This is a genomic window from Tardiphaga sp. 768_D3_N2_1 (assembly GCF_052076105.1).
Taxonomy (GTDB): Bacteria; Pseudomonadota; Alphaproteobacteria; order Rhizobiales; family Xanthobacteraceae; genus Tardiphaga.
This window is the reverse complement of the sequence record NZ_CP197245.1, coordinates 3,311,176-3,329,669: the sequence shown is the minus strand read 5'-3', so window position 1 is coordinate 3,329,669 and position 18,494 is coordinate 3,311,176. Positions and strand designations below refer to the sequence as shown.

The 18,494-nt window shown below is 62.8% G+C and carries 20 protein-coding genes; 11 read left to right on the top strand and 9 right to left on the bottom strand.

Features of this window, described 5'->3' with window-relative positions; translation table 11 throughout:
• Nucleotides 1-88 precede the first annotated feature (88 nt).
• A complete protein-coding gene (locus AB8A27_RS15785) occupies nt 89-823 on the top strand; it encodes a cytochrome c biogenesis CcdA family protein (protein WP_441242700.1) in 735 nt (244 codons plus the stop codon).
• 69 nt (nt 824-892) lie between these two features.
• Here the strand turns inward: AB8A27_RS15785 and AB8A27_RS15780 are convergent, their stop codons facing one another.
• The 6 genes from AB8A27_RS15780 to AB8A27_RS15755 form a co-directional block, all read right to left on the bottom strand.
• Nucleotides 893-2,020: a branched-chain amino acid ABC transporter substrate-binding protein gene (locus tag AB8A27_RS15780; protein ID WP_441242699.1), complete on the bottom strand. Its 1,128-nt coding sequence runs from the start codon at nt 2,018-2,020 to the stop codon at nt 893-895.
• Between the two features lie 265 nt (nt 2,021-2,285).
• The gene (locus tag AB8A27_RS15775; protein ID WP_441242698.1) at nt 2,286-3,395 is read right to left on the bottom strand and encodes a branched-chain amino acid ABC transporter substrate-binding protein; all 1,110 of its coding nucleotides are present in this window, start codon (nt 3,393-3,395) and stop codon (nt 2,286-2,288) included.
• Nucleotides 3,396-3,542: 147 nt separating this feature from the next.
• Nucleotides 3,543-4,265, bottom strand: coding sequence for an ABC transporter ATP-binding protein (locus tag AB8A27_RS15770; RefSeq protein ID WP_441244921.1), 723 nt, complete (start codon nt 4,263-4,265; stop codon nt 3,543-3,545).
• Nucleotides 4,266-4,276: 11 nt separating this feature from the next.
• A complete protein-coding gene (locus tag AB8A27_RS15765; protein WP_441242697.1) occupies nt 4,277-5,107 on the bottom strand; it encodes an ABC transporter ATP-binding protein in 831 nt (276 codons plus the stop codon).
• Nucleotides 5,104-6,426, bottom strand: a complete 1,323-nt coding sequence (livM, locus tag AB8A27_RS15760) for a high-affinity branched-chain amino acid ABC transporter permease LivM (RefSeq protein ID WP_441242696.1) — start codon at nt 6,424-6,426, stop codon at nt 5,104-5,106. Before livM ends, AB8A27_RS15765 begins: the two co-directional genes overlap by 4 nt.
• Before the next feature lie 10 nt (nt 6,427-6,436).
• Nucleotides 6,437-7,354: an ABC transporter permease subunit gene (locus AB8A27_RS15755; protein WP_441242695.1), complete on the bottom strand. Its 918-nt coding sequence runs from the start codon at nt 7,352-7,354 to the stop codon at nt 6,437-6,439.
• A gap of 318 nt (nt 7,355-7,672) precedes the next feature.
• On the opposite strand from AB8A27_RS15755, the gene AB8A27_RS15750 reads away from it, so the two are divergent.
• Both AB8A27_RS15750 and AB8A27_RS15745 read left to right on the top strand, forming a co-directional pair.
• Entirely contained in the window at nt 7,673-7,849 is a 177-nt protein-coding gene (locus AB8A27_RS15750; RefSeq protein ID WP_441242694.1) for a hypothetical protein, read from the top strand.
• Between the two features lie 237 nt (nt 7,850-8,086).
• Nucleotides 8,087-8,713: a hypothetical protein gene (locus AB8A27_RS15745; protein WP_441242693.1), complete on the top strand. Its 627-nt coding sequence runs from the start codon at nt 8,087-8,089 to the stop codon at nt 8,711-8,713.
• A gap of 13 nt (nt 8,714-8,726) precedes the next feature.
• On the opposite strand, the gene AB8A27_RS15740 is transcribed toward AB8A27_RS15745, so the two are convergent.
• From AB8A27_RS15740 to AB8A27_RS15730, 3 genes are read right to left on the bottom strand one after another with little or no spacing between them, the layout of a single operon-like run.
• Nucleotides 8,727-9,116, bottom strand: coding sequence for a carboxymuconolactone decarboxylase family protein (locus tag AB8A27_RS15740; protein ID WP_115029637.1), 390 nt, complete (start codon nt 9,114-9,116; stop codon nt 8,727-8,729).
• A 13-nt stretch (nt 9,117-9,129) separates the two neighbouring features.
• Nucleotides 9,130-9,909, bottom strand: a complete 780-nt coding sequence (gene pcaD, locus AB8A27_RS15735) for a 3-oxoadipate enol-lactonase (RefSeq protein ID WP_441242692.1) — start codon at nt 9,907-9,909, stop codon at nt 9,130-9,132.
• A 22-nt stretch (nt 9,910-9,931) separates the two neighbouring features.
• The gene (locus AB8A27_RS15730; protein WP_441242691.1) at nt 9,932-11,281 is read right to left on the bottom strand and encodes a 3-carboxy-cis,cis-muconate cycloisomerase; all 1,350 of its coding nucleotides are present in this window, start codon (nt 11,279-11,281) and stop codon (nt 9,932-9,934) included.
• Nucleotides 11,282-11,494: 213 nt separating this feature from the next.
• Here AB8A27_RS15730 and AB8A27_RS15725 point away from each other — a divergent pair, with 213 nt between their 5' ends.
• From AB8A27_RS15725 to AB8A27_RS15690, 8 genes are all read left to right on the top strand, one after another.
• Nucleotides 11,495-11,941, top strand: coding sequence for an SRPBCC family protein (locus AB8A27_RS15725; protein WP_089264991.1), 447 nt, complete (start codon nt 11,495-11,497; stop codon nt 11,939-11,941).
• Between the two features lie 172 nt (nt 11,942-12,113).
• Complete coding sequence (locus tag AB8A27_RS15720) at nt 12,114-12,599, top strand: (2Fe-2S)-binding protein (protein WP_441242690.1); 486 nt, start codon at nt 12,114-12,116, stop codon at nt 12,597-12,599.
• A 46-nt stretch (nt 12,600-12,645) separates the two neighbouring features.
• Complete coding sequence (locus AB8A27_RS15715; protein ID WP_092146786.1) at nt 12,646-13,452, top strand: FAD binding domain-containing protein; 807 nt, start codon at nt 12,646-12,648, stop codon at nt 13,450-13,452.
• Between the two features lie 38 nt (nt 13,453-13,490).
• Nucleotides 13,491-14,399, top strand: coding sequence for an AAA family ATPase (locus AB8A27_RS15710; RefSeq protein ID WP_441242689.1), 909 nt, complete (start codon nt 13,491-13,493; stop codon nt 14,397-14,399).
• A 145-nt stretch (nt 14,400-14,544) separates the two neighbouring features.
• Nucleotides 14,545-15,780, top strand: coding sequence for a vWA domain-containing protein (locus AB8A27_RS15705; RefSeq protein WP_441242688.1), 1,236 nt, complete (start codon nt 14,545-14,547; stop codon nt 15,778-15,780).
• A gap of 11 nt (nt 15,781-15,791) precedes the next feature.
• Nucleotides 15,792-16,121 (top strand): XdhC family protein, encoded by a 330-nt coding sequence (locus AB8A27_RS15700; protein ID WP_068736040.1) that lies wholly within the window; start codon nt 15,792-15,794, stop codon nt 16,119-16,121.
• Nucleotides 16,118-16,819, top strand: a complete 702-nt coding sequence (locus tag AB8A27_RS15695) for an XdhC family protein (RefSeq protein WP_441242687.1) — start codon at nt 16,118-16,120, stop codon at nt 16,817-16,819. Before AB8A27_RS15700 ends, AB8A27_RS15695 begins: the two co-directional genes overlap by 4 nt.
• Nucleotides 16,816-18,420: an NTP transferase domain-containing protein gene (locus tag AB8A27_RS15690; RefSeq protein WP_441242686.1), complete on the top strand. Its 1,605-nt coding sequence runs from the start codon at nt 16,816-16,818 to the stop codon at nt 18,418-18,420. The genes AB8A27_RS15695 and AB8A27_RS15690 overlap by 4 nt, the downstream gene beginning before the upstream one ends.
• Nucleotides 18,421-18,494 lie beyond the last annotated feature (74 nt).

Here is an 18,494-nt window from a genome sequence, read left to right as displayed (position 1 = left end):
CGATCACGCGCGATCACAACAGCCGGAAGTGGCGGGCATTTGATCCATCCCGCTTGCATCCCGTCATGTCAGCGGTGCATCTAGCCGCATGATCTCCGATGTCACGATCCCCGCCGCATTGATTGCCGGCATTGTCTCATTCCTGTCGCCCTGCGTGCTGCCGCTGGTGCCGCCCTATCTGATTTATCTCACGGGCGCGACCATCGAGCACGTCGCCAATGACGAGCAGGAAGCGGCCTCGAAGCGCGCGGTGATGATCTCGGCCGGCATGTTCGTGCTGGGCTTCTCCACGGTGTTCGTGGCGCTCGGCGCCAGCGCCAGCCTGGTCGGCAGTGTTGTCCGTGCCTATGCGGCGGAACTGTCGGTTATCGCCGGCGTCCTGATCATCTTGATGGGCCTGCATTTTCTTGGCCTGACGCGGATCGGTCTCCTGATGCGCGAGGGGCGTCTGAGCATGCCCAGGCCCGTGGGACTGTGGGGCGCCTATGTGATGGGGTTGGCTTTTGCGTTTGGCTGGACGCCGTGCATCGGTCCGATCCTTGCGGCGATCCTGTCGGTGGCGGCCGCAGAAGCAACGGTGACCAAGGGCGCAGGGCTGCTCGCGGTCTATTCCCTCGGCCTCGGCATTCCGTTTCTGATCGCAGCCTTCATGGTGGAGCAATTCTCCAGCGTGTTTGCGCGCATGAAGAAACACCTCGTCCATGTCGAGCGCGCCATGGGCGTGCTGATGGTGATCACCGGCATCGCGTTTCTTACCGGTGCCGTCTCGAATGCCAGCATCTGGCTGCTGGAGACGTTTCCCGCGCTGCAGAATTTCGGGTGAGCGGCTCTCTCTTAACCTCTCCCCGCAAGCGGGGAGAGGTTAAGGAAGCGCTGCCGTTTCAACAGCTAATCACGTCCCCTTGTTGCTGATCTCCGCGTAGTTGCCCTTGGCGTCCCACTTGTAGACGACATAGTCGATCGCCTTGATGTCGCCCTTTGCGTCGAACGCCATCTTGCCGAGTACGGTGTCCCATTCGCCGGCCTTGATCACGTCCATCACCTTCTTGGTATCGGTCGTGCCCGCTTTGGCGACGGCCTGCGACCAGACCTGGAACGCCGCATAGGTGTAGAGCGTATAGCCTTCCGGATCGATGTTCTTGGCCTTGAACTTCTCGACGATCGCCTTGGCGGTCGGCTTGTTGCGCGGGTCGGGACCGAAGGTGAACAGCGTGCCTTCCGCCGCGGGGCCGGTGATCGAGGCGAATTCCTTGTCGTTCATGGCGTCACCGGCCATCAGCACGGTCTTGAGGCCCTGGTCGCGCATCTGGCGCAGGATCAGGCCAGCTTCCTGGTGATAACCACCCACGTAAACGAGATCGATATTTTCGCGCTTCAGGCGTGAGACGATCGAGTTGAAATCCTTGTCGCCCTTGGTGTAGCTCTCGAACATCTTCTCGGTGAAGCCTGCCTTGTTCAGCGCCTTCTTGGTCTCGTCGGCGAGACCCTTGCCGTAAGTGGTCTTGTCGTTGAGGATCGCGACGTTCTTGCCCTTGAAGTTCCTGGCGATGTAGTCGGCGGCAACGAGGCCCTGCTGGTCGTCACGGCCGCAGACGCGCAGCACATTGGCGAGCTTGCGTTCGGTGAACAGCGGATTGGTTGACGCCGGCGTGATCTGAAGCACGTTACCGTCGGCATAGGCTTCCGAGGCCGGGATCGACGACGACGAGCAGAAATGGCCGGCAACGAACGGCACCTTGGAGCTTGCGAGCTTCTCGGCGATGGAGCGGGCCTGTTTGGGATCGCAGGAATCGTCGCCGACCTGCAGCGCCAGTTTCTTGCCGAGCACGCCGCCAGCGGCATTGAGATCGGCCACAGCCTGGTCGGCGCCGTTCTTCATCTGGCGGCCGAAGGCGGATTCGCCGCCCGTCATCGGGCCGGCGACCGCGACATTGATGTCCTGTGCAAAAGCTGCGGTCGAAAGCAGCGACACGGCAAAGGCAAGCCCGGTCAACTGGCCGATCACATTCAATGGTTTCATGGGGATGATCCTCGCAAAGAGTTTTCGGCCACAAACGCAATCCGGCCGCCCGAACGATAGGATCATTCTCAACTTATTTTGATGCCGAGTCATCGGCAATTTTCGGCCGCAAACAGCCAGCCTGTGAGTCCGGCTGCGGCAGGTCGTCGCAAGAGCTTTCGCTGTGCGAGCCCGTTCCGGCGGCCCAAAAAAGATGCCGAAGCCGCCCTGGTATGGGCAGTCGCCGCACCTCTCGCTATGCACGGAGAGGTGCGGCTCTGCAGGCTTACTGCTTCAGCTCGGCGTAGTCGCCCTTGGCGTCCCACTTGTAGACGACGTAGTCGATGGCCTTGATGTCGCCCTTGGCGTCGAAGGCCAGCTTGCCGAGCACGGTGTCCCATTCGCCGGCCTTGATTGTGTCCATCACCTTCTTGGTGTCGGTGGTGCCGGCTTTGGCGACGGCCTGCGACCAGACCTGGAATGCTGCATAGGTGTAGAGCGTGTAGCCCTCGGGGTCGATGTTCTTGGCCTTGAAGCGGTCGACGATCGCCTTGGCGGTCGGCTTGTTGCGCGGGTCGGGGCCGAAGGTGAACAGCGTGCCTTCCGCAGCCGGGCCGGTAATCGAGGCGAACTCCTTGTCGTTGATAGCGTCGCCCGCCATCAGCACCGTCTTGAGGCCCTGGTCGCGCATCTGGCGCACGATGAGGCCGGCTTCCTGGTGATAGCCGCCCACGTAGACCAGATCGATACTGTCGCGCTTTAGGCGCGATACGATCGCATTAAAATCCTTGTCGCCCTTGTTGTAGCTCTCGAACATCTTCTCGGTGACGCCGGCCTTGTTCAGCGCCTTCCTGGTTTCGTCGGCGAGGCCTTTTCCATAGGTCGTCTTGTCGTTCAGGATCGCGATATTCTTGCCCTTGTAGTTCTTGGCTATGTACTCGCCGGCGACAAAACCCTGCTGATCGTCGCGGCCGCAGACGCGCAGCACATTGGCGAGCTTGCGTTCGGTGAACAGCGGATTGGTCGAGCCCGGCGAGATCTGCAGCACATTGCCATCGGCATAGGCTTCCGACGCCGGGATCGACGATGACGAACAATAGTGACCGGCGACGAACGGAATGCGCGCGCTGGCGAATTTCTCGGCGATCGAGCGCGCCTGCTTGGGATCGCAGGCATCATCGCCGACCTGTAGCGCCAGTTTCTTGTTCAACAGACCGCCGGCGGCGTTGATATCGGCGACGGCAAGTTCGGCGCCATTCTTGAATTGGCGGCCGAAAGCCGATTCGCTGCCGGTCAGGGATGATGCGACGGCGACAGGAATATCCTGTGCCAGTGCAACGGACGCCAGCGCAATCGAAGCACCTGCCGTCAGGCCGATGAGTTTGATGAATTTCATAGGAAGTCCCCGTGTTCCGTTCGAATGCAAACAAACGCGACGCCGCGACGGAATCGCAATTGGCGCATCATTCTACCTTCAGAATAGTGTCGATTGTTTGCATCGCTCTACGTGTTCGATCGTCATGTGATGAAGGATATCGATCCGTCAGCCGTGCCGGCCGCCTTCGAGATAGGCGGAGCGGATTTCCGGGGCTTTCAGCAATTCGGCGCCGGTGCCCGACAGGGTGACCAACCCGTTGACCATGACATAGCCGCGATGGGCCAGACGCAGCGCGTGATTGGCGTTCTGCTCGACGATCAGGACCGTCAGGCCGTCCTGCTTGTTGAGCACGCGGATGGCGTCGAAAATCTGCTTGGCGATCAGCGGTGCGAGGCCGAGCGACGGTTCATCGAGCAGCAGCAGGCGCGGGCGGCTCATCAGTGCGCGGCCGATGGCCAGCATCTGCTGCTCGCCGCCGGACAGCGTGCCGCCGCGCTGGGTCATGCGCTCCCTGAGGCGCGGAAACAGCGTCAGCACCTTGTCGAGGCTTTCAGCGCGTTCGGCCGGCGTGCTCTCATTGACGTCGGCGCCCATCTGCAGATTTTCCGCGACGCTCATACGCGGGAAAATGCGGCGCCCCTCAGGCGACTGCGCGATGCGCATCCGCGCGATCTCATGGGTCGGCAGGCCGGTGATATCAATGCCATCATAGATGATCGCGCCAGCGCGAGCGCGCGGCTTGCCGAAGATCGTCATCATCAGCGTCGACTTGCCGGCACCATTGGCGCCGATCAGCGCAACGATCTCGCCATGCTTGATGTCGAGGTCGACGCCTTTCAGCGCTTCGATCTTGCCATAGGATGCATGGAGGCCCGTGATGGCGAGCATGGGAGCGGTGCTCACGTCTCGCCCTCCATCACCGCGATCGCTTCCTCTTCATCCGCGCCGAGATAGGCGGCGATCACCTTGGGATTGTCGCGGATCTGCTGCGGCGTGCCGTCGGCGATCTTCACGCCATAATCGAGCACGTTGATATGGTCGGAGATCTCCATCACCACCGACATGTCGTGCTCGATGAGCAGGATCGAGGTGCCATGCTCGGCGCGGATCTTCAGCAGCAGCTCATTGAGCGCCGCGCTCTCGCGCGCATTGAGGCCAGCGGCGGGCTCGTCGAGGCAGAGCAGCGCCGGTTCGGTACACATCGCGCGCGCGATCTCGAGGCGACGCTGGTCGCCGTAGGGCAGGTTGCCGGCGGCATCGTCAGCGCGCTCCAGAAGGCCGATCTGATCGAGCCAGTAGCGCGCGAGATCGATCGCCGCTTTCTCCGCGGCGCGATAGCTGGGCACGCCGAACAGGCCGAGAAACGTGAAGCCCGAGGCGCGCATCAGCGTGTTGTGCTGCGCCACCATCAGGTTTTCCAGTGCGGTCATCCCGGGAAACAGCCGGATATTCTGGAAGGTGCGCGCGACCTTGGCGATCTTCGAGATGCGGAAATCGTTCAGCCGCTCCAGCCGCCACTCACCGTCGCTGTGGCGCAGCTTGATGGCGCCGGATGTCGGCTTGTAGAAGCCGGTAATGCAATTGAAGACGGTGGTCTTGCCGGCGCCGTTGGGGCCGATCAGTGCAGTGATCTTGCCGCGTTCGGCCGTGAAGGAGAGGTCGTTGACGGCCACGATGCCACCGAAGCGCATCGTCAGATTTTCAACGCTGAGGATGTCGTTGATGTTCATCCGTGCCCCTCTTTGACGAGGTCGGACGAGATGGCCGTATTACGTTCGAGAAAGACGGTGGGTGCGCGGTGGCCGATCAGGCCGCGCGGGCGCCAGATCATCAGCAGCACCATGGCGCCGCCGAACACCAGCATGCGGAATTGCTCGAGCCCGCGGAACAGTTCGAAACCGCCGATCATCGCGAGCGCTGCGAGCGCCACGCCGAGCTGCGAGCCCATGCCGCCGAGCACGACGATGGCCAGCACCAGTGCGGATTCATGGAAGGTGAAGGATTCGGGGCTGATGAAACCCTGACGGGTTGCAAAGAACGCGCCGGCGAAGCCGCCGAACATGGCGCCGGTGGCGAAGGCGGTGAGCTTCGTCGTCGTTGTGTTGATACCGAGCGCGCGGCAGGCAACTTCGTCTTCGCGCAGCGCTTCCCAGGCGCGCCCGATCGGCAGGCGGCGCAGGCGGATGGTGACCCAGTTGGTGAGCAGTGCGAGGGCGAGGATCAGATAGAACAGGAAGACGATACGGTGGGTCGGCGAGAACTCGATGCGAAGGAGGGCAGCGAGGCCGTCATCGCCAGGCGTCAGCGGAATGCCGAACATCGTGGGACGCGGAATGCCGGAGATGCCGTTGGGGCCGCCGGTGAGCGTCTGCCAGTTGATGATGACGAGGCGGATGATCTCGCCAAAGGCCAATGTAACGATGGCGAGATAATCGCCGCGCAGCCGCAGGACCGGAAAGCCGAGCAGCACGCCGAAGAACGCGGCGAGAATGCCGGCAAGCGGCAGGCAGATCCAGAACGACAGGCCGAAATTGGTGGCCAGCAGCGCGTAGGAATAGGCGCCGACGGCATAGAAGGCGACATAGCCGAGATCGAGCAGGCCGGCGAGGCCGACAACCACGTTGAGGCCCCAGCCGAGCATCACGTAAGTCAGCACGAGAATGCCGAGATCGAGGATGTAGCGCTCGTCGTAGAAGATCACCGGGACAAGGAAGGTGAAGATCAACAGCGCCGGCACCAGCGCACGGCCGGCGAAGGAGAATGCCTTGGTCGCCGAAGGCGGCACCACGCGCGCAGTGCCCACAGGTCCCCACCAGCGGCGCAGCAGCTCCATGACGATACTGCCCCCAAACACCACGGCGACCATGGCGGCAAGATCGCCGAAGCGGGTCCACCAGGTCAGCTGTCCGTCGGAGCCGGCTTCGGTTCGGATGCCGATCATCAGCGAGAACAGCACCAGCGCGACCAGCGCGGAGATCACGGCCTTCTTGAGGATGAATGCGGCGTCCGGGCCGCGGGCAGTCTTTGCTTGTGATGCGTTTGCTGCCACTTGGATCCCGTCAGACTTTTTCGACTTCGGGACGGCCGAGCAGGCCGGTCGGCAGGAAGATCAGCACCACGATCAGAATCGAAAAGGCGGCGACGTCCTTGTATTCGGTGGAGAAGTAGGCGGCCCACAATGTCTCGATCAGGCCGATCAGCAAGCCGCCGAGCATGGCGCCGGGCAGCGAGCCGATGCCGCCGAGCACGGCGGCGGTGAAGGCCTTGATGCCGGCGACGAAGCCCATGAAGAAATCCACGAGGCCGTAATAGAGCAGGTACATCATCCCCGCGACGGCGGCGAGTGCCGCGCCGATCACGAAGGTCATGGAGATGGTGCGATCGACATCGACGCCGAGCAGTGACGCCATGGTCTGGTCCTGCTCGCAGGCGCGCATGTCGCGGCCGAGGCGTGTGCGCGCGACCAGCCAGGTGAACAGCGCCAGCAGCACGATGGTGGTGATGACCACGATGATCTGGATGTTGGAGAGGCGCACCACAAAACCGTCGGGGCCTTCATGCAACGTATAGCCGCCGGTGATGATCGGCGGCACGGGCTTGACGCGGGCGCCCTGCGCGACCTGCGAGAAATTGGTCAGCACGAAGGACATGCCAATCGCTGACAGCATTGGCGCGAGACGGAAGGAATGGCGCAACGGACGATAGGCGATGCGCTCGATCGTCCAGCCATAGAGCGAGGTGATCGCCATTGAGACCAGAAGCACCAGCAGCAGGATCACCGGTACTGCGGTGAGGCCGATCGAGACGAGAATGAGAAAGGTGATCAGCGCAATGAAGCCGCCGATCATGAAGATGTCGCCATGGGCGAAATTGATCATGCCGACGATGCCGTAGACCATCGTATAGCCGATCGCGATCAGGCCATAGATGGAGCCGAGCACGAGTCCGTTGATCAGTTGCTGGGCGAAATAATCCATGCGCTGCCGAATTCGAGTGAGGCGCCACCATGATCCGGCAGCCGGATCATTGCGTCGTTGTATCGTTTTCTAACAGCGGCCATTGGAGGCGGCAACAGGGGGCGGTGCGGCTAAAGTAGCCTGTACATGCTGTTTTTCGCGGCGGTTTGCGTCCTCTCTATTGCGCCGCAGCGCACACAAATCTGCACCTTATTTACGGCTGTTCCAGTGTCACAGTTGCGCCGCGCAACGGCCTTGCAATTATCACGCGGGAACCGAAACGAAGATCGGGGCTGCACGTTGTCGCGCGTTGAATGGTTCAACAAAGGAGATTGAAGAATGTCCAATCAGAACCAGCAAAAGCCAGGTCAGCAGAAGCCAGGCCAGCAGAGCCAGAGCCCGGGGCAGCAGAGCCAGAGCCCGGGGCAGCAGGGCCAGAAGCCCGGCCAGCAGCAGGGCGGTGGAATGAAACCCGGCCATGAGCAGGACCCGGACCACCGGCAGGGCCAGAGATAGGCCGTCAGGCGGACATTAATCGAGATTTGGGTCATTCAGCGACCCATGTGGAAGGCCCCGTCGAAAAGGCGGGGCTTTTCGTTTGGCAAGTCCTGATCGCAACCCCTCCGCCGTTATCCCGGCAGTTCTCGAATTAAGGTTACCAATTGGTTTACGTTGTCCGTCTGATTGAACGGGCGTTACGTCGGCGCAGGCGCGCGACTCCTGCGAGTCGCCGGCAGAGCGGTGGACGACGTCATGGATCAGAGCAGCGCAGACCAGACCGGAGCCCACCCGGTTGGAACTCTCCCGGCTGGCACATTTCAGACTGGTACGTTTCAGACCGGTACGCTTCAGACTTGGCGGATCAGCACGTTTACGGGTGCGCTGATCGCCTGCTATTTCATCCCGACCTGGACGATCTCTGCGTTCCGGATCATGGTCTCGCCGATCCAGGGCTTCTATGAGCGGCCTAACATTTCGCTGGCGCTGTTTCTCAGCGACTACATGCAATTTTCCAGCATGGGCACGGTGCGCTATGCGTGGCTGCTCGCCGTCGGCAAGCTGACGGTGGTCGCGTTCTTCACGGTATTTCTGGTGTTCATCACGCGGCCGAAAATCCGCAAGACGGGCGGCTGCGACGAGGCGTTGATGATGGCGCTTGGCATCGGCGGCGCAATCTCGTTCGCCAGCATGGTGATGGCATCGAAGGTCGGCGAGATCGCCGCGATGCGATTGCACATCACCGAACTGCTGCTGATGCTGGGCGCTGCAGTGCTGCTGGCGATCGAGCCGCCGCTACGCCGCGCGACGGCGCAGGAGCTGGACCCCGGGCAGCCAGGCAAGGCAGCCAACGACGCGCAACCTTTGCGAAAGGTCGCGTAAACAGCGCGGCGGGCTAGATCGGGAGCCCGAGCTCCTTGATAATCGCGCCGGCTTCCTTGGTGGCGTGATTGGCTGCCGGCACGCCGCAATAGATCGCCTGCTGCAACAGGATTTCCTTGATGTCGTCCGGTGTGAAGCCGCCTTCGGTGAGGGCAGCACGCACATGCATGCGGAATTCGTCCCACTGACCGAGCGCGAGCATCGTTCCGATCACCAGCACACGTCGTGTGCGATCGTCGAAATGCGGCCGCGTCCAGATCTCGCCCCAGGCATAGCGGCTGATCAGATCCAGAAAATCGGCGTTAAATGAATTCTTGCCGGCGGCCGATTTGTCGACCCAGGCATTGCCGAGAACCTTGCGGCGTTTTGCGGTGCCTTTTTCGGCGCGCTGTTGCTCGTCCATCTCAGGTCTCCCTTCAGCGCTGCGTCAGGAAGCCGACGAGGGCCTCGGTGAAGGCATGCGGCTGCTCGACATTGGAGATGTGGGCTGCATCCAGCAGCGTCATGCTGGCGCCGGGGATGCCGCTGCGGATGAGTTCGCCAGCGGAAACCGGCGTGGCGTTGTCCTGACGGCCGGCGATCACCAGCGTGGGGCTTTTGATCTTGGGCAGCAGCGCGCGCTGATCGAGCGTGCTCAGCGCCTCGCAGGCAGCAAGATAGCCCTCGACCGGGGACGCCAGCAGCATGGCCTTCATCTTCGCCGTGGTCTCCGGCTCGCGCTCGCGGAAGTCGGCGGTCAGCCAACCACCGATGACGGCATCGGCGACAGCCCTGAGGCCGCCTTCACGAACGGCCTTGATGCGGTTGTGCCAGTTGGTCGGGTCCGGATAGTAGCAACTGGTATTGGCGAGAACGATCTTGTTGAAGCGCTCCGGCGCATTGGCTCCGAGCCACTGTCCGACCATGCCGCCCATAGAAAGGCCGCACCAGTGCACTTTGTCGATGTTGAGATCGTCGAGGATCGCCAGCACGTCCTTGCCATAGCGCTCCATCGAGGTCGGGCCGTTCATGCCGGACTTGCCATGGCCGCGGCGATCGTAGCGGATCACGCGAAACAGCTTTGTCAGCGCCGGCATCTGCGGCTCCCACATCGCCATGGTGCAGCCGAGCGAATTCGACATCATCAGCGTCGGCCCGCTGTCGCGGCCCTCCACGGAGACATTCAGCAGGCAGCCGTCGGCATCGATCATGGGCATGGTGTGTCTCCCGAGTTTCTTCTTAAGAGAGTGAGGCGAGCAGGCGGTCGATCAGGGCCTGCGAGACGCCCTGATAATCCATCGGCTCGAATAGTTGGGCGATGGCGGCAGCGCTCAGTTGCGCGCTGACCGTGGGATCAGCGGTGAGCACATCGCGCAGATGTTTCTTCTCGGCGACGGCGCGCTTGGTGGCGGCTTCGACCAGATGATGCGCGTCGCTCTTGCCGAGCTTTTCCGCCAGCGCAAAAGTCACGGCTTCCGCCATGATGAGTCCGTGCGTGGTGTCGAGATTGGCGCGCATCCTGACGGCATCGACCTCGAGCCCTTCGGCAATATCGACGACTGCGGCTAGCGCGCCCGATGTCACCAGCAGCAGCGTCGGGAGGGTCGGCCATTCCGCGTGCCATGGACCGGCGCTGCGTTCGTGATCCTGGATCTGCGCTGCAAAGATCGTGGCGGCGAGATTGGGGGCTATGGTCGCGGCGCCAAGTGCCGAGGCCGATGCCACGGGATTGCGCTTGTGCGGCATGGTCGACGAGCCGCCGCGGCCTTCACCGGACGGTTCGAACGCTTCGCCGACATCGGTCTGCATCATCAGCGAGACATCGCGGGCGATCTTGCCGCATGAGCCGGACAGGATCGCCAGTACGGAAGCCACTTCGGCGATACGGTCGCGATGGGTGTGCCATGGTGCATCGGGCAGGGGCAGTTGCAATTCCTTGGCGAGTTGTTCGGCAATGACGAGCCCCTTGTCACCGAGCGCGGCCAGCGTGCCGGCGGCGCCGCCGAATTGCAGTGCGAGACCTTCGGCGCGCAATCGCTTGAGGCGCAGCCGCGAGCGGTGCAGTGCCGAAGCATATTCGGCGAGCTTCAGCCCGAATGGCATTGGCAGCGCGTGCTGCAGCCAGGTGCGGGCGACCACGGCGGTGTTGCGGTGCTTGACCGCAAGAGCTGCGAAGCCGGCGACGGCGCGATCGAGATCCGCAAGCAGGGCGTCGATGGCCGCGCGCAGGCCGAGCATGGTGGCGCTGTCGATGACGTCCTGGCTGGTGGCGCCCCAATGCACGTAGCGCGCAGCCTCGGCATCGGCCTTCGCCACTTTGGCAGTGAGCGTCTTGACCAGCGGGATGGCGAGGTTGCCGGAACGCGTGGCGGCATCGGCCAGGGCGGCCATATCGAACTGATCGGCTTTACAGGCGGCCTCGATGGCCGCCACTGCCCTGGCTGGAATCACCCCTGTGGCGGCCTCGGCGCGCGCCAGTGCGGCTTCGAAGTCCAGCATATGCTGCAAATGGGCGGTATCATCGCAGACCGCGCGCATCGCGGGGCTCGACAGCAGGGGCGCCAGCAGAGGGGATAGGGATGTGCTCATTTGTGCGGGACCCTAACCATTCCGTGCAGAGTCTGCCAATCCCCTGCAAACGGCCTACCGCTATCGCTTGTTGCATTGCGAATAGGCAGTGCATCCATTCCGCCGGCCGGTCTTTCCTTTGTGCCGTCTGTGCATTACTTGGGATCGACGGTCTATTCCCCTCGGGGATCACAGCCTTAATTTCGGACGGCGACAAATTCAGGAGACAGACCCATGGCCATGACGATGAGCGGTGAAGTCCAGCTTGCCGCGCCCCGCGAAGTGGTGTGGGGAAAGCTCAACGACCCCGCAGTGCTGAAGGCCTGCATCCCGGGCTGCGAAGAGCTCGAGACCACCGAGGAAGGCGGCTTTCGTGCCACCGCCAAGATCAAGGTCGGCCCGGTTTCCGCCCGCTTCAAGGGCAAGGTCACGCTGAGCGATCTCGATCCGCCGAACGGCTACAAGATCACCGGTGAAGGCGAGGGTGGCGTGGCCGGCTTTGCCAAGGGTGGCGCTGTCGTCGGTCTGACCGACAAGGATGGCGGCACGCTCCTGACCTACAACGTGGAAGCCCAGATCGGCGGCAAGCTGGCCCAGCTCGGTCAGCGCCTCATCAACGGTTCGGCCAAGAAGATCGCCGACGAGTTCTTCGCGAACTTCGCCAAGGCCGTGCAAGGCTAAGGCCAGAGGCGTCTGATAGCGGCGATCAAGTGTGCTTGATACCGCGGAAAAACGCATCAGAGACCGTCCCGACTTGAGGTTGCTCATTGCCGGGATGGGCCATATTATGCATTTGGAATGATTTTAATGACCGTTCAGCCACGCAATGGCGGTACGGACCAAGAGAGTGCATATGGCCAAAATCTCGATGATCGTGAACGGCAATCCCGTCACCGGCAATATCGATCCGCGCACATTGCTGGTGCAGTTTCTGCGTGAGAATCTGCGGCTCACCGGCACCCATGTGGGTTGCGACACGTCGCAATGCGGCGCCTGTGTTGTGCATCTCGACGGCAAGGCCGTGAAGTCCTGCACCACGCTCGCTGTCATGGCTGATGGCCACGAGGTGAAGACCATCGAAGGTCTCGCCGCCGATGGCGCGCCGCTGCATCCGATGCAGGAAGCGTTTCGCGAGCATCACGGTCTGCAGTGCGGCTTCTGCACCCCGGGCATGATCATGACCGCGGTGGACCTTGTGCATCGCAAGGGGCATGATCTCGAAGATCATGTGATCCGCGAAGAACTCGAAGGCAATCTCTGTCGCTGCACCGGTTATCAGAACATCGTGGCGTCGATCGCAGCCGGCGCCAAAGCGATGGCGAAGTCCGATCTCGCATAACGACGCACAACGATAATCGCGCACCGCGAATCAGGGATCCCCACCCATGTACGAATTCAAATATCACCGTCCGTCGACCGTGCGGCAGGCCGCCAATCTCCTCATCAAGAACGAGGATGCCAAGCTGATCGCCGGCGGTCACACGCTGGTGCCGGTCATGAAGCAGCGTCTGGCCGCGCCGCCGCACATCATCGATCTCTCGCATATCGAGGGTGTCGACGGCATCGAGATGAAGGGCCGCTCGCTGGTGATCGGCGCGCTCGCCAAGCATGCCAATGTCGCGGCGTCGCCGATCGTCGGCGAAGCGATCCCCGCCCTGGCCGAACTCGCCGGCCTGATCGGCGATCCTGCCGTGCGCCACAAGGGCACCATCGGTGGTTCGCTCGCCAATAACGATCCGACCGCGGACTATCCCGCAGCCGTGATGGCGCTCGGCGCCACCATCGTCACCAACAAGCGCAAGCTGAAGCCGGAAGAGTTCTTCCAGGGCCTGTTCACGACTGCCCTGGAGAGCGACGAGATCATCACCAAGGTCTCGTTCCCGGTGCCGAAGAAGGCAGCCTATATCAAGTTCCGCAACCAGGCCTCGCGCTATGCGCTGGTCGGTGTGTTCGTGGCGCGGCTGCCGTCGGGCGTGCGCGTTACGGTCACCGGTGCAGGCTCGGATGGCGTGTTCCGCGTCGAGGCGTTCGAGGCTGCATTGCAGAAGCGGTTCTCGCCAAAGGCGCTGGACGGGCTTACGGTGCCGGCCGAAGGCCTCAACAGCGATCTCCATGGCAGCGCCGAATATCGCGCGCATCTGATCGGCGTGCTGGCCAAGCGTGCGGTCGAAGCCGCCAACAACCGGGCCTGATATTTGTCGGGCTCGCACTTCCTCGGATCGGTTCTCTCATGACCAAGCCATCGGCGCTCCCCACTTCCGTCGATGGCATGCTGGAACTGCTGACATCGCGCGGCTATCTCGCCGAGCGGTCTTTGGCGACGGTGGCTTACCTGTCGCTAAAAATGGGGCGACCGCTGTTTCTCGAAGGCGAGGCTGGCGTCGGCAAGACCGAGATCGCGAAGGTGTTGTCTGCAGCGCTCGGCCGCAAGCTGATCCGGCTGCAGTGCTATGAGGGTCTCGATGTCTCGTCCGCTGTCTATGAGTGGAACAGCGCCTCGCAGATGATCGCGATCCGGCTGGCGGAAGCCGCCGGCGACACCGATCGCGATCAGCTCTCCAGCGACATCTTCGCCGAGCGTTATTTGATCAAGCGTCCGCTGCTGCAGGCGCTGGAGCCGGACGTGAATGGCGCGCCGGTCTTGCTGATCGACGAACTTGATCGCGCAGACGAGGCGTTCGAGGCGTATCTCCTCGAAATTCTCAGCGACTTTCAGGTGACCATTCCCGAACTCGGCACGGTGAAGGCGCCGTCGCCGCCAATTGTCATCGTCACGTCGAACCGCACCCGCGAAATCCACGACGCGTTGAAGCGGCGCTGTCTGTATCACTGGGTCGATTATCCCGCCGCCGAGCGCGAACTCGCTATCGTCAAGTCGCGCGTGCCGGGCATCTCCGCCAAACTCTCGCAGCAGGTGGTGAAGTTCGTGCAGGCACTACGCGATCAGGATTTCTACAAGTCGCCGGGCGTCGCCGAAACACTGGACTGGGCGACCGCGCTGACTGAACTCGACGCCCGCTCGCTGACGCCGCAGGTGGTGGGCGATACGCTGGGCGCGCTGTTGAAGTATCAGGACGACATCCAGCGCATGCAGGGCGATGCACTGCAGAAGGTGATCAAGGAAGCGACGAGCGATTGACACGCACTCGTCGTTCCGGGGCGAGGCGTTAGCGTCGAATCCGGAACCTCGGTGTGTTGATCGTGTCAAACACCGCGAGATTCCGGGGTCGAACGCGAAGACGCGTTCGACTCCGGAATGACAGTGGCGGTTCGGTCGCGCGAAGATGCGCGTCCGCCCCGGAACGACGGAGTTGGAATTGCCCATCGATCATCTCAATCCGCCGACCGGCCAGATGGCAGACAATGTCATCGGTTTCGCGCGTGCGCTCCGCGCTGCCGGGCTTCCGGTCGGGCCGGGTGCGGTGATCGATGCGCTCAATGCCATCCAGTTGATCGAGATCGGCAAGCGCGCCGACGTGTACACCACGCTGGAAGCGATCTTCGTCAAGCGCCACGAGCATGCGCTGGTATTCGCGCAGGCCTTCGATCTGTTCTTCCGTGCCGCCGACGAGTGGAAGCAGATGCTGGATTCGGTGCCGCTGCCCGACGATGCCAAGCGCAAGCCGCCGCCGGCCTCGCGCCGCGTGCAGGAGGCGATGGCGCAACCGGCGCAGGGCCAAGAGCGCGAGGCACCGCAGGAACAGGAGATCCGGCTGTCGGTCTCCGACCGCGAGGTTTTGCAGAAGAAGGATTTTGCGCAGATGAGCGCCGCGGAGATCGCCGAGGTCACGCGCGCCATCGCCAATATGCGGCTGCCGCAAGCTGAACTGCGCACACGCCGCACCCAGCCGGACAAGCGCGGCGCGCGGCTCGATCTGCGGCGCACACTGCGCGGCAGCCTGCGCACAGGCGGCGATATCATCGATATCCGCAGGCTGGGCCTGATCGACAGGCCGGCGCCGATTGTCGCGTTGCTCGATATCTCCGGCTCGATGAGCGAATATACCCGGCTGTTCCTGCACTTTCTTCATGCCATTACGGACGCCCGCAAGCGCGTCTCGGTTTTTCTGTTCGGCACCCGGCTGACCAATGTGACGCGGGCGCTGCGCTCGCGCGATCCCGACGAGGCGCTGGCCTCGTGTTCGGCCTCGGTGGAAGACTGGGCCGGCGGCACGCGTATTTCCGCGTCGCTGCACAACTTCAACAAGCTGTGGGGACGCCGCGTACTCGGTCAGGGCGCCATCGTCCTGCTGATCTCGGATGGACTGGAGCGCGAGGCCGATTCGCAACTGGCATTTGAGATGGACCGGCTGCATCGCTCCTGTCGGCGGCTGATATGGCTCAACCCGTTGTTGCGCTTCGACGGGTTCGAACCGAAGGCGCAGGGCATCAAAATGATGCTCCCGCACGTTGACGAATTTCGTCCGGTGCATAATTTGAGTTCGATCGACGGACTGATCAAGGCGCTGTCATCGGCGCCCCCGGTCCATCACCGCAGCCTGATCCGGCCCGCAGCTTAAGAGAGGCTTCCATGCTCAATCGCGATGAAGACATCCTGCAGGCCGCCGAGGCGTGGCAGAAGGCCGGGCACGGTGTGGCGCTGGCCACCGTAGTTGAGACCTGGGGTTCGGCGCCGCGCCCCGCAGGCTCGAATCTCGTCATCAACGACGACGGCACCTTCCTGGGCTCGGTTTCTGGCGGTTGCGTCGAAGGCGCCGTGGTCACCGAGGCGCTCGATGTGATTGCGAGTGGCGAGCCCAAATTGCTCGAATTCGGTGTGGCCGACGAGACCGCCTGGAATGTCGGCCTGTCCTGCGGCGGCACGATCCGCGTGTTCGTCGAGAAGGTGGGGCAGTCGTGAAAGCCGAGACACTTGCCACTCTGAACGCTGAGCGCGCCGCCCGGCGTCCCATTATTTTGATCACCGATATATCCGATGGAACACAACGCCTGGTGAAGGCGGCGGATTTCGCCGGTGATCCGCTGCATGCCGAGCTCGAAAAGCAGCTCCGCATGGGCAAGAGCGCGATGGTCGAGGCGGACGGCAAGAAGCTGTTTCTGAACGTCTACGCGCCCACCGCACGCCTCGTGATCATCGGTGCCGTCCATATCAGCCAGGCGCTGGCGCCGCTGGCACACTCGCTGGATTATGATGTGACGGTGGTCGATCCGCGCACGGCTTTTGCCAGCTCGGAGCGTTTCCCGGACGTGAAACTGATTGCCGAATGGCCGGAAGAGGCGTTGCCGGGCCTCAACATCGATCACTACACGGCCTTCGTCGCCGTGACCCACGATCCGAAGATCGACGATCCCGCGCTACTGCATGCGTTCGAGAAAAACTGCTTCTATATCGGCGCGCTGGGCTCGCGAAAGACCCACGCCAAGCGCGGCGACCGGCTGAAGGCGCAGGGCGTCAGCGAGGCTGACTTCGCGCGGATCAAGGCGCCGATCGGATTGAACATTGGCGCCGTGTCGCCGTCGGAAATTGCCGTGTCGATCATGGCGGAGATTACGGCCGAGCTGCGTATGCCCAGGGATGCGAAGGCGGTTGCGGCATGAAGTTCGGTCCCGCCAGTCCGGCGGATGCACTCGGCGGCGTGACCGTCCATACGCTGCGTCAGGGTTCGCTCGTTCTCAAGAAGGGTACGACCATCGGTCCCGATGAAGTCGCTGCGCTGACCAGCGCCGGCGTCAAGGATGTCGTTGTCGTGCGCCTGGAAGAGGGCGACGTGTCCGAGGATGTCGCTGCGGCCAGTATCGCGCAGGCGGTGGCGGGCGAGGGCGTCAACGTCGAGCGAGCCTTCACGGGCCGCGCCAATCTGTTTGCGGGGACTCCGGGCGTGCTGGTCGTCGATCGCACCATCGTCGATCGCATCAATGCAGTCGATGAAGCGATCACCTTTGCGACGCTGGCGGCCTACAAGCCAGTGGTCGAAGGTGAGATGATCGCGACCGTCAAGCTGATCCCGTTCGGCGTCGCCGGTACGCTGCGTGACGCGGCCGTCCAGGCTGCCGCGGGCGGCGCAATGCGGATCGCGCCTTACACGGTCAAGAAAGTCGGCATCGTCTCGACACTGTTGCCGGGGCTGTCGCCGAAGGTGATCGACAAGACGCTGCGCGTGACCGAAGAGCGCCTTGCGCCTGCCGGTGCGAAGATCATCGCCGAGCGCCGCGTGCCGCACGACGAGAAAGTGCTGGCGAAGACAATCAAGGAACTGCTCGGGCTAGGCGCCGAACTGGTGATCGTGTTCGGGGCTTCGGCCATTGCCGACCGCCGCGACGTCATTCCGTCTGCGATCGAACAGATCGGCGGCGCCATCGAACATTTCGGCATGCCGGTCGATCCCGGCAACCTCCTTCTGATCGGCCGGGCCGGCAACGTGCCGGTGCTCGGCGCACCGGGCTGTGCGCGCTCGCCGGTGGAAAACGGTTTCGACTGGGTGCTGATGCGGCTGCTGGCTGGCCTCAAGGTCACCCGCGTCGATCTCACCGGCATGGGCGTCGGCGGTTTGCTGATGGAAATCGTCACCCGGCCGCAACCACGCGTGGCCGTCGGCAGCGATAGCAACAGCAATGTCGCCGCCGTTATTCTGGCCGCCGGCCGTTCGACCCGGATGGGCGGGCCGAACAAGCTGCTCGCCGAACTGGGCGGCAAGGCATTGGTCCGGATCGTCGCCGAACAGGCGATAGCATCGAAAGCGTCGAGCGTAACGGTGGTGACAGGTCATCAGGCGCCGGAGGTCGAGAAGGCGCTGGCCGGACTCAAAGTCACCTTCGTCTACAACCCTGATTTTGCCGATGGCCTTGCCAGTTCGGTGAAAGCCGGTATCGCGGCAGTCCCGGCCGCTGCCAATGGAGCTGTGGTCTGTCTCGGCGACATGCCGCTGATCGATGCCCAGTTGATCGACCGCCTGATCGAGACCTTCGCGCCGGATCGCGGCAACCTCATCGTCGTCCCTGTGAGTGAGGGCCGTCGCGGTAATCCCGTGTTGTGGTCTCGGCGCTTCTTCAATGAGTTGATGACGCTGGACGGCGATATCGGCGCCCGGCATCTGATCATGAAGCACGCTGAAGCCGTTGCCGATGTGGCGGTGGAAGGTCACGGCGCCTTCCTTGATATCGATACACCGCAGGCGCTGGAAGACGCGCGGAGCGGCTGAGCATCCCGGATGCGGCGGGCCGCCGCATTTCACATTTGTTCACCAAGTTGAAACGCCCTCCCTGTAGCGTCTGC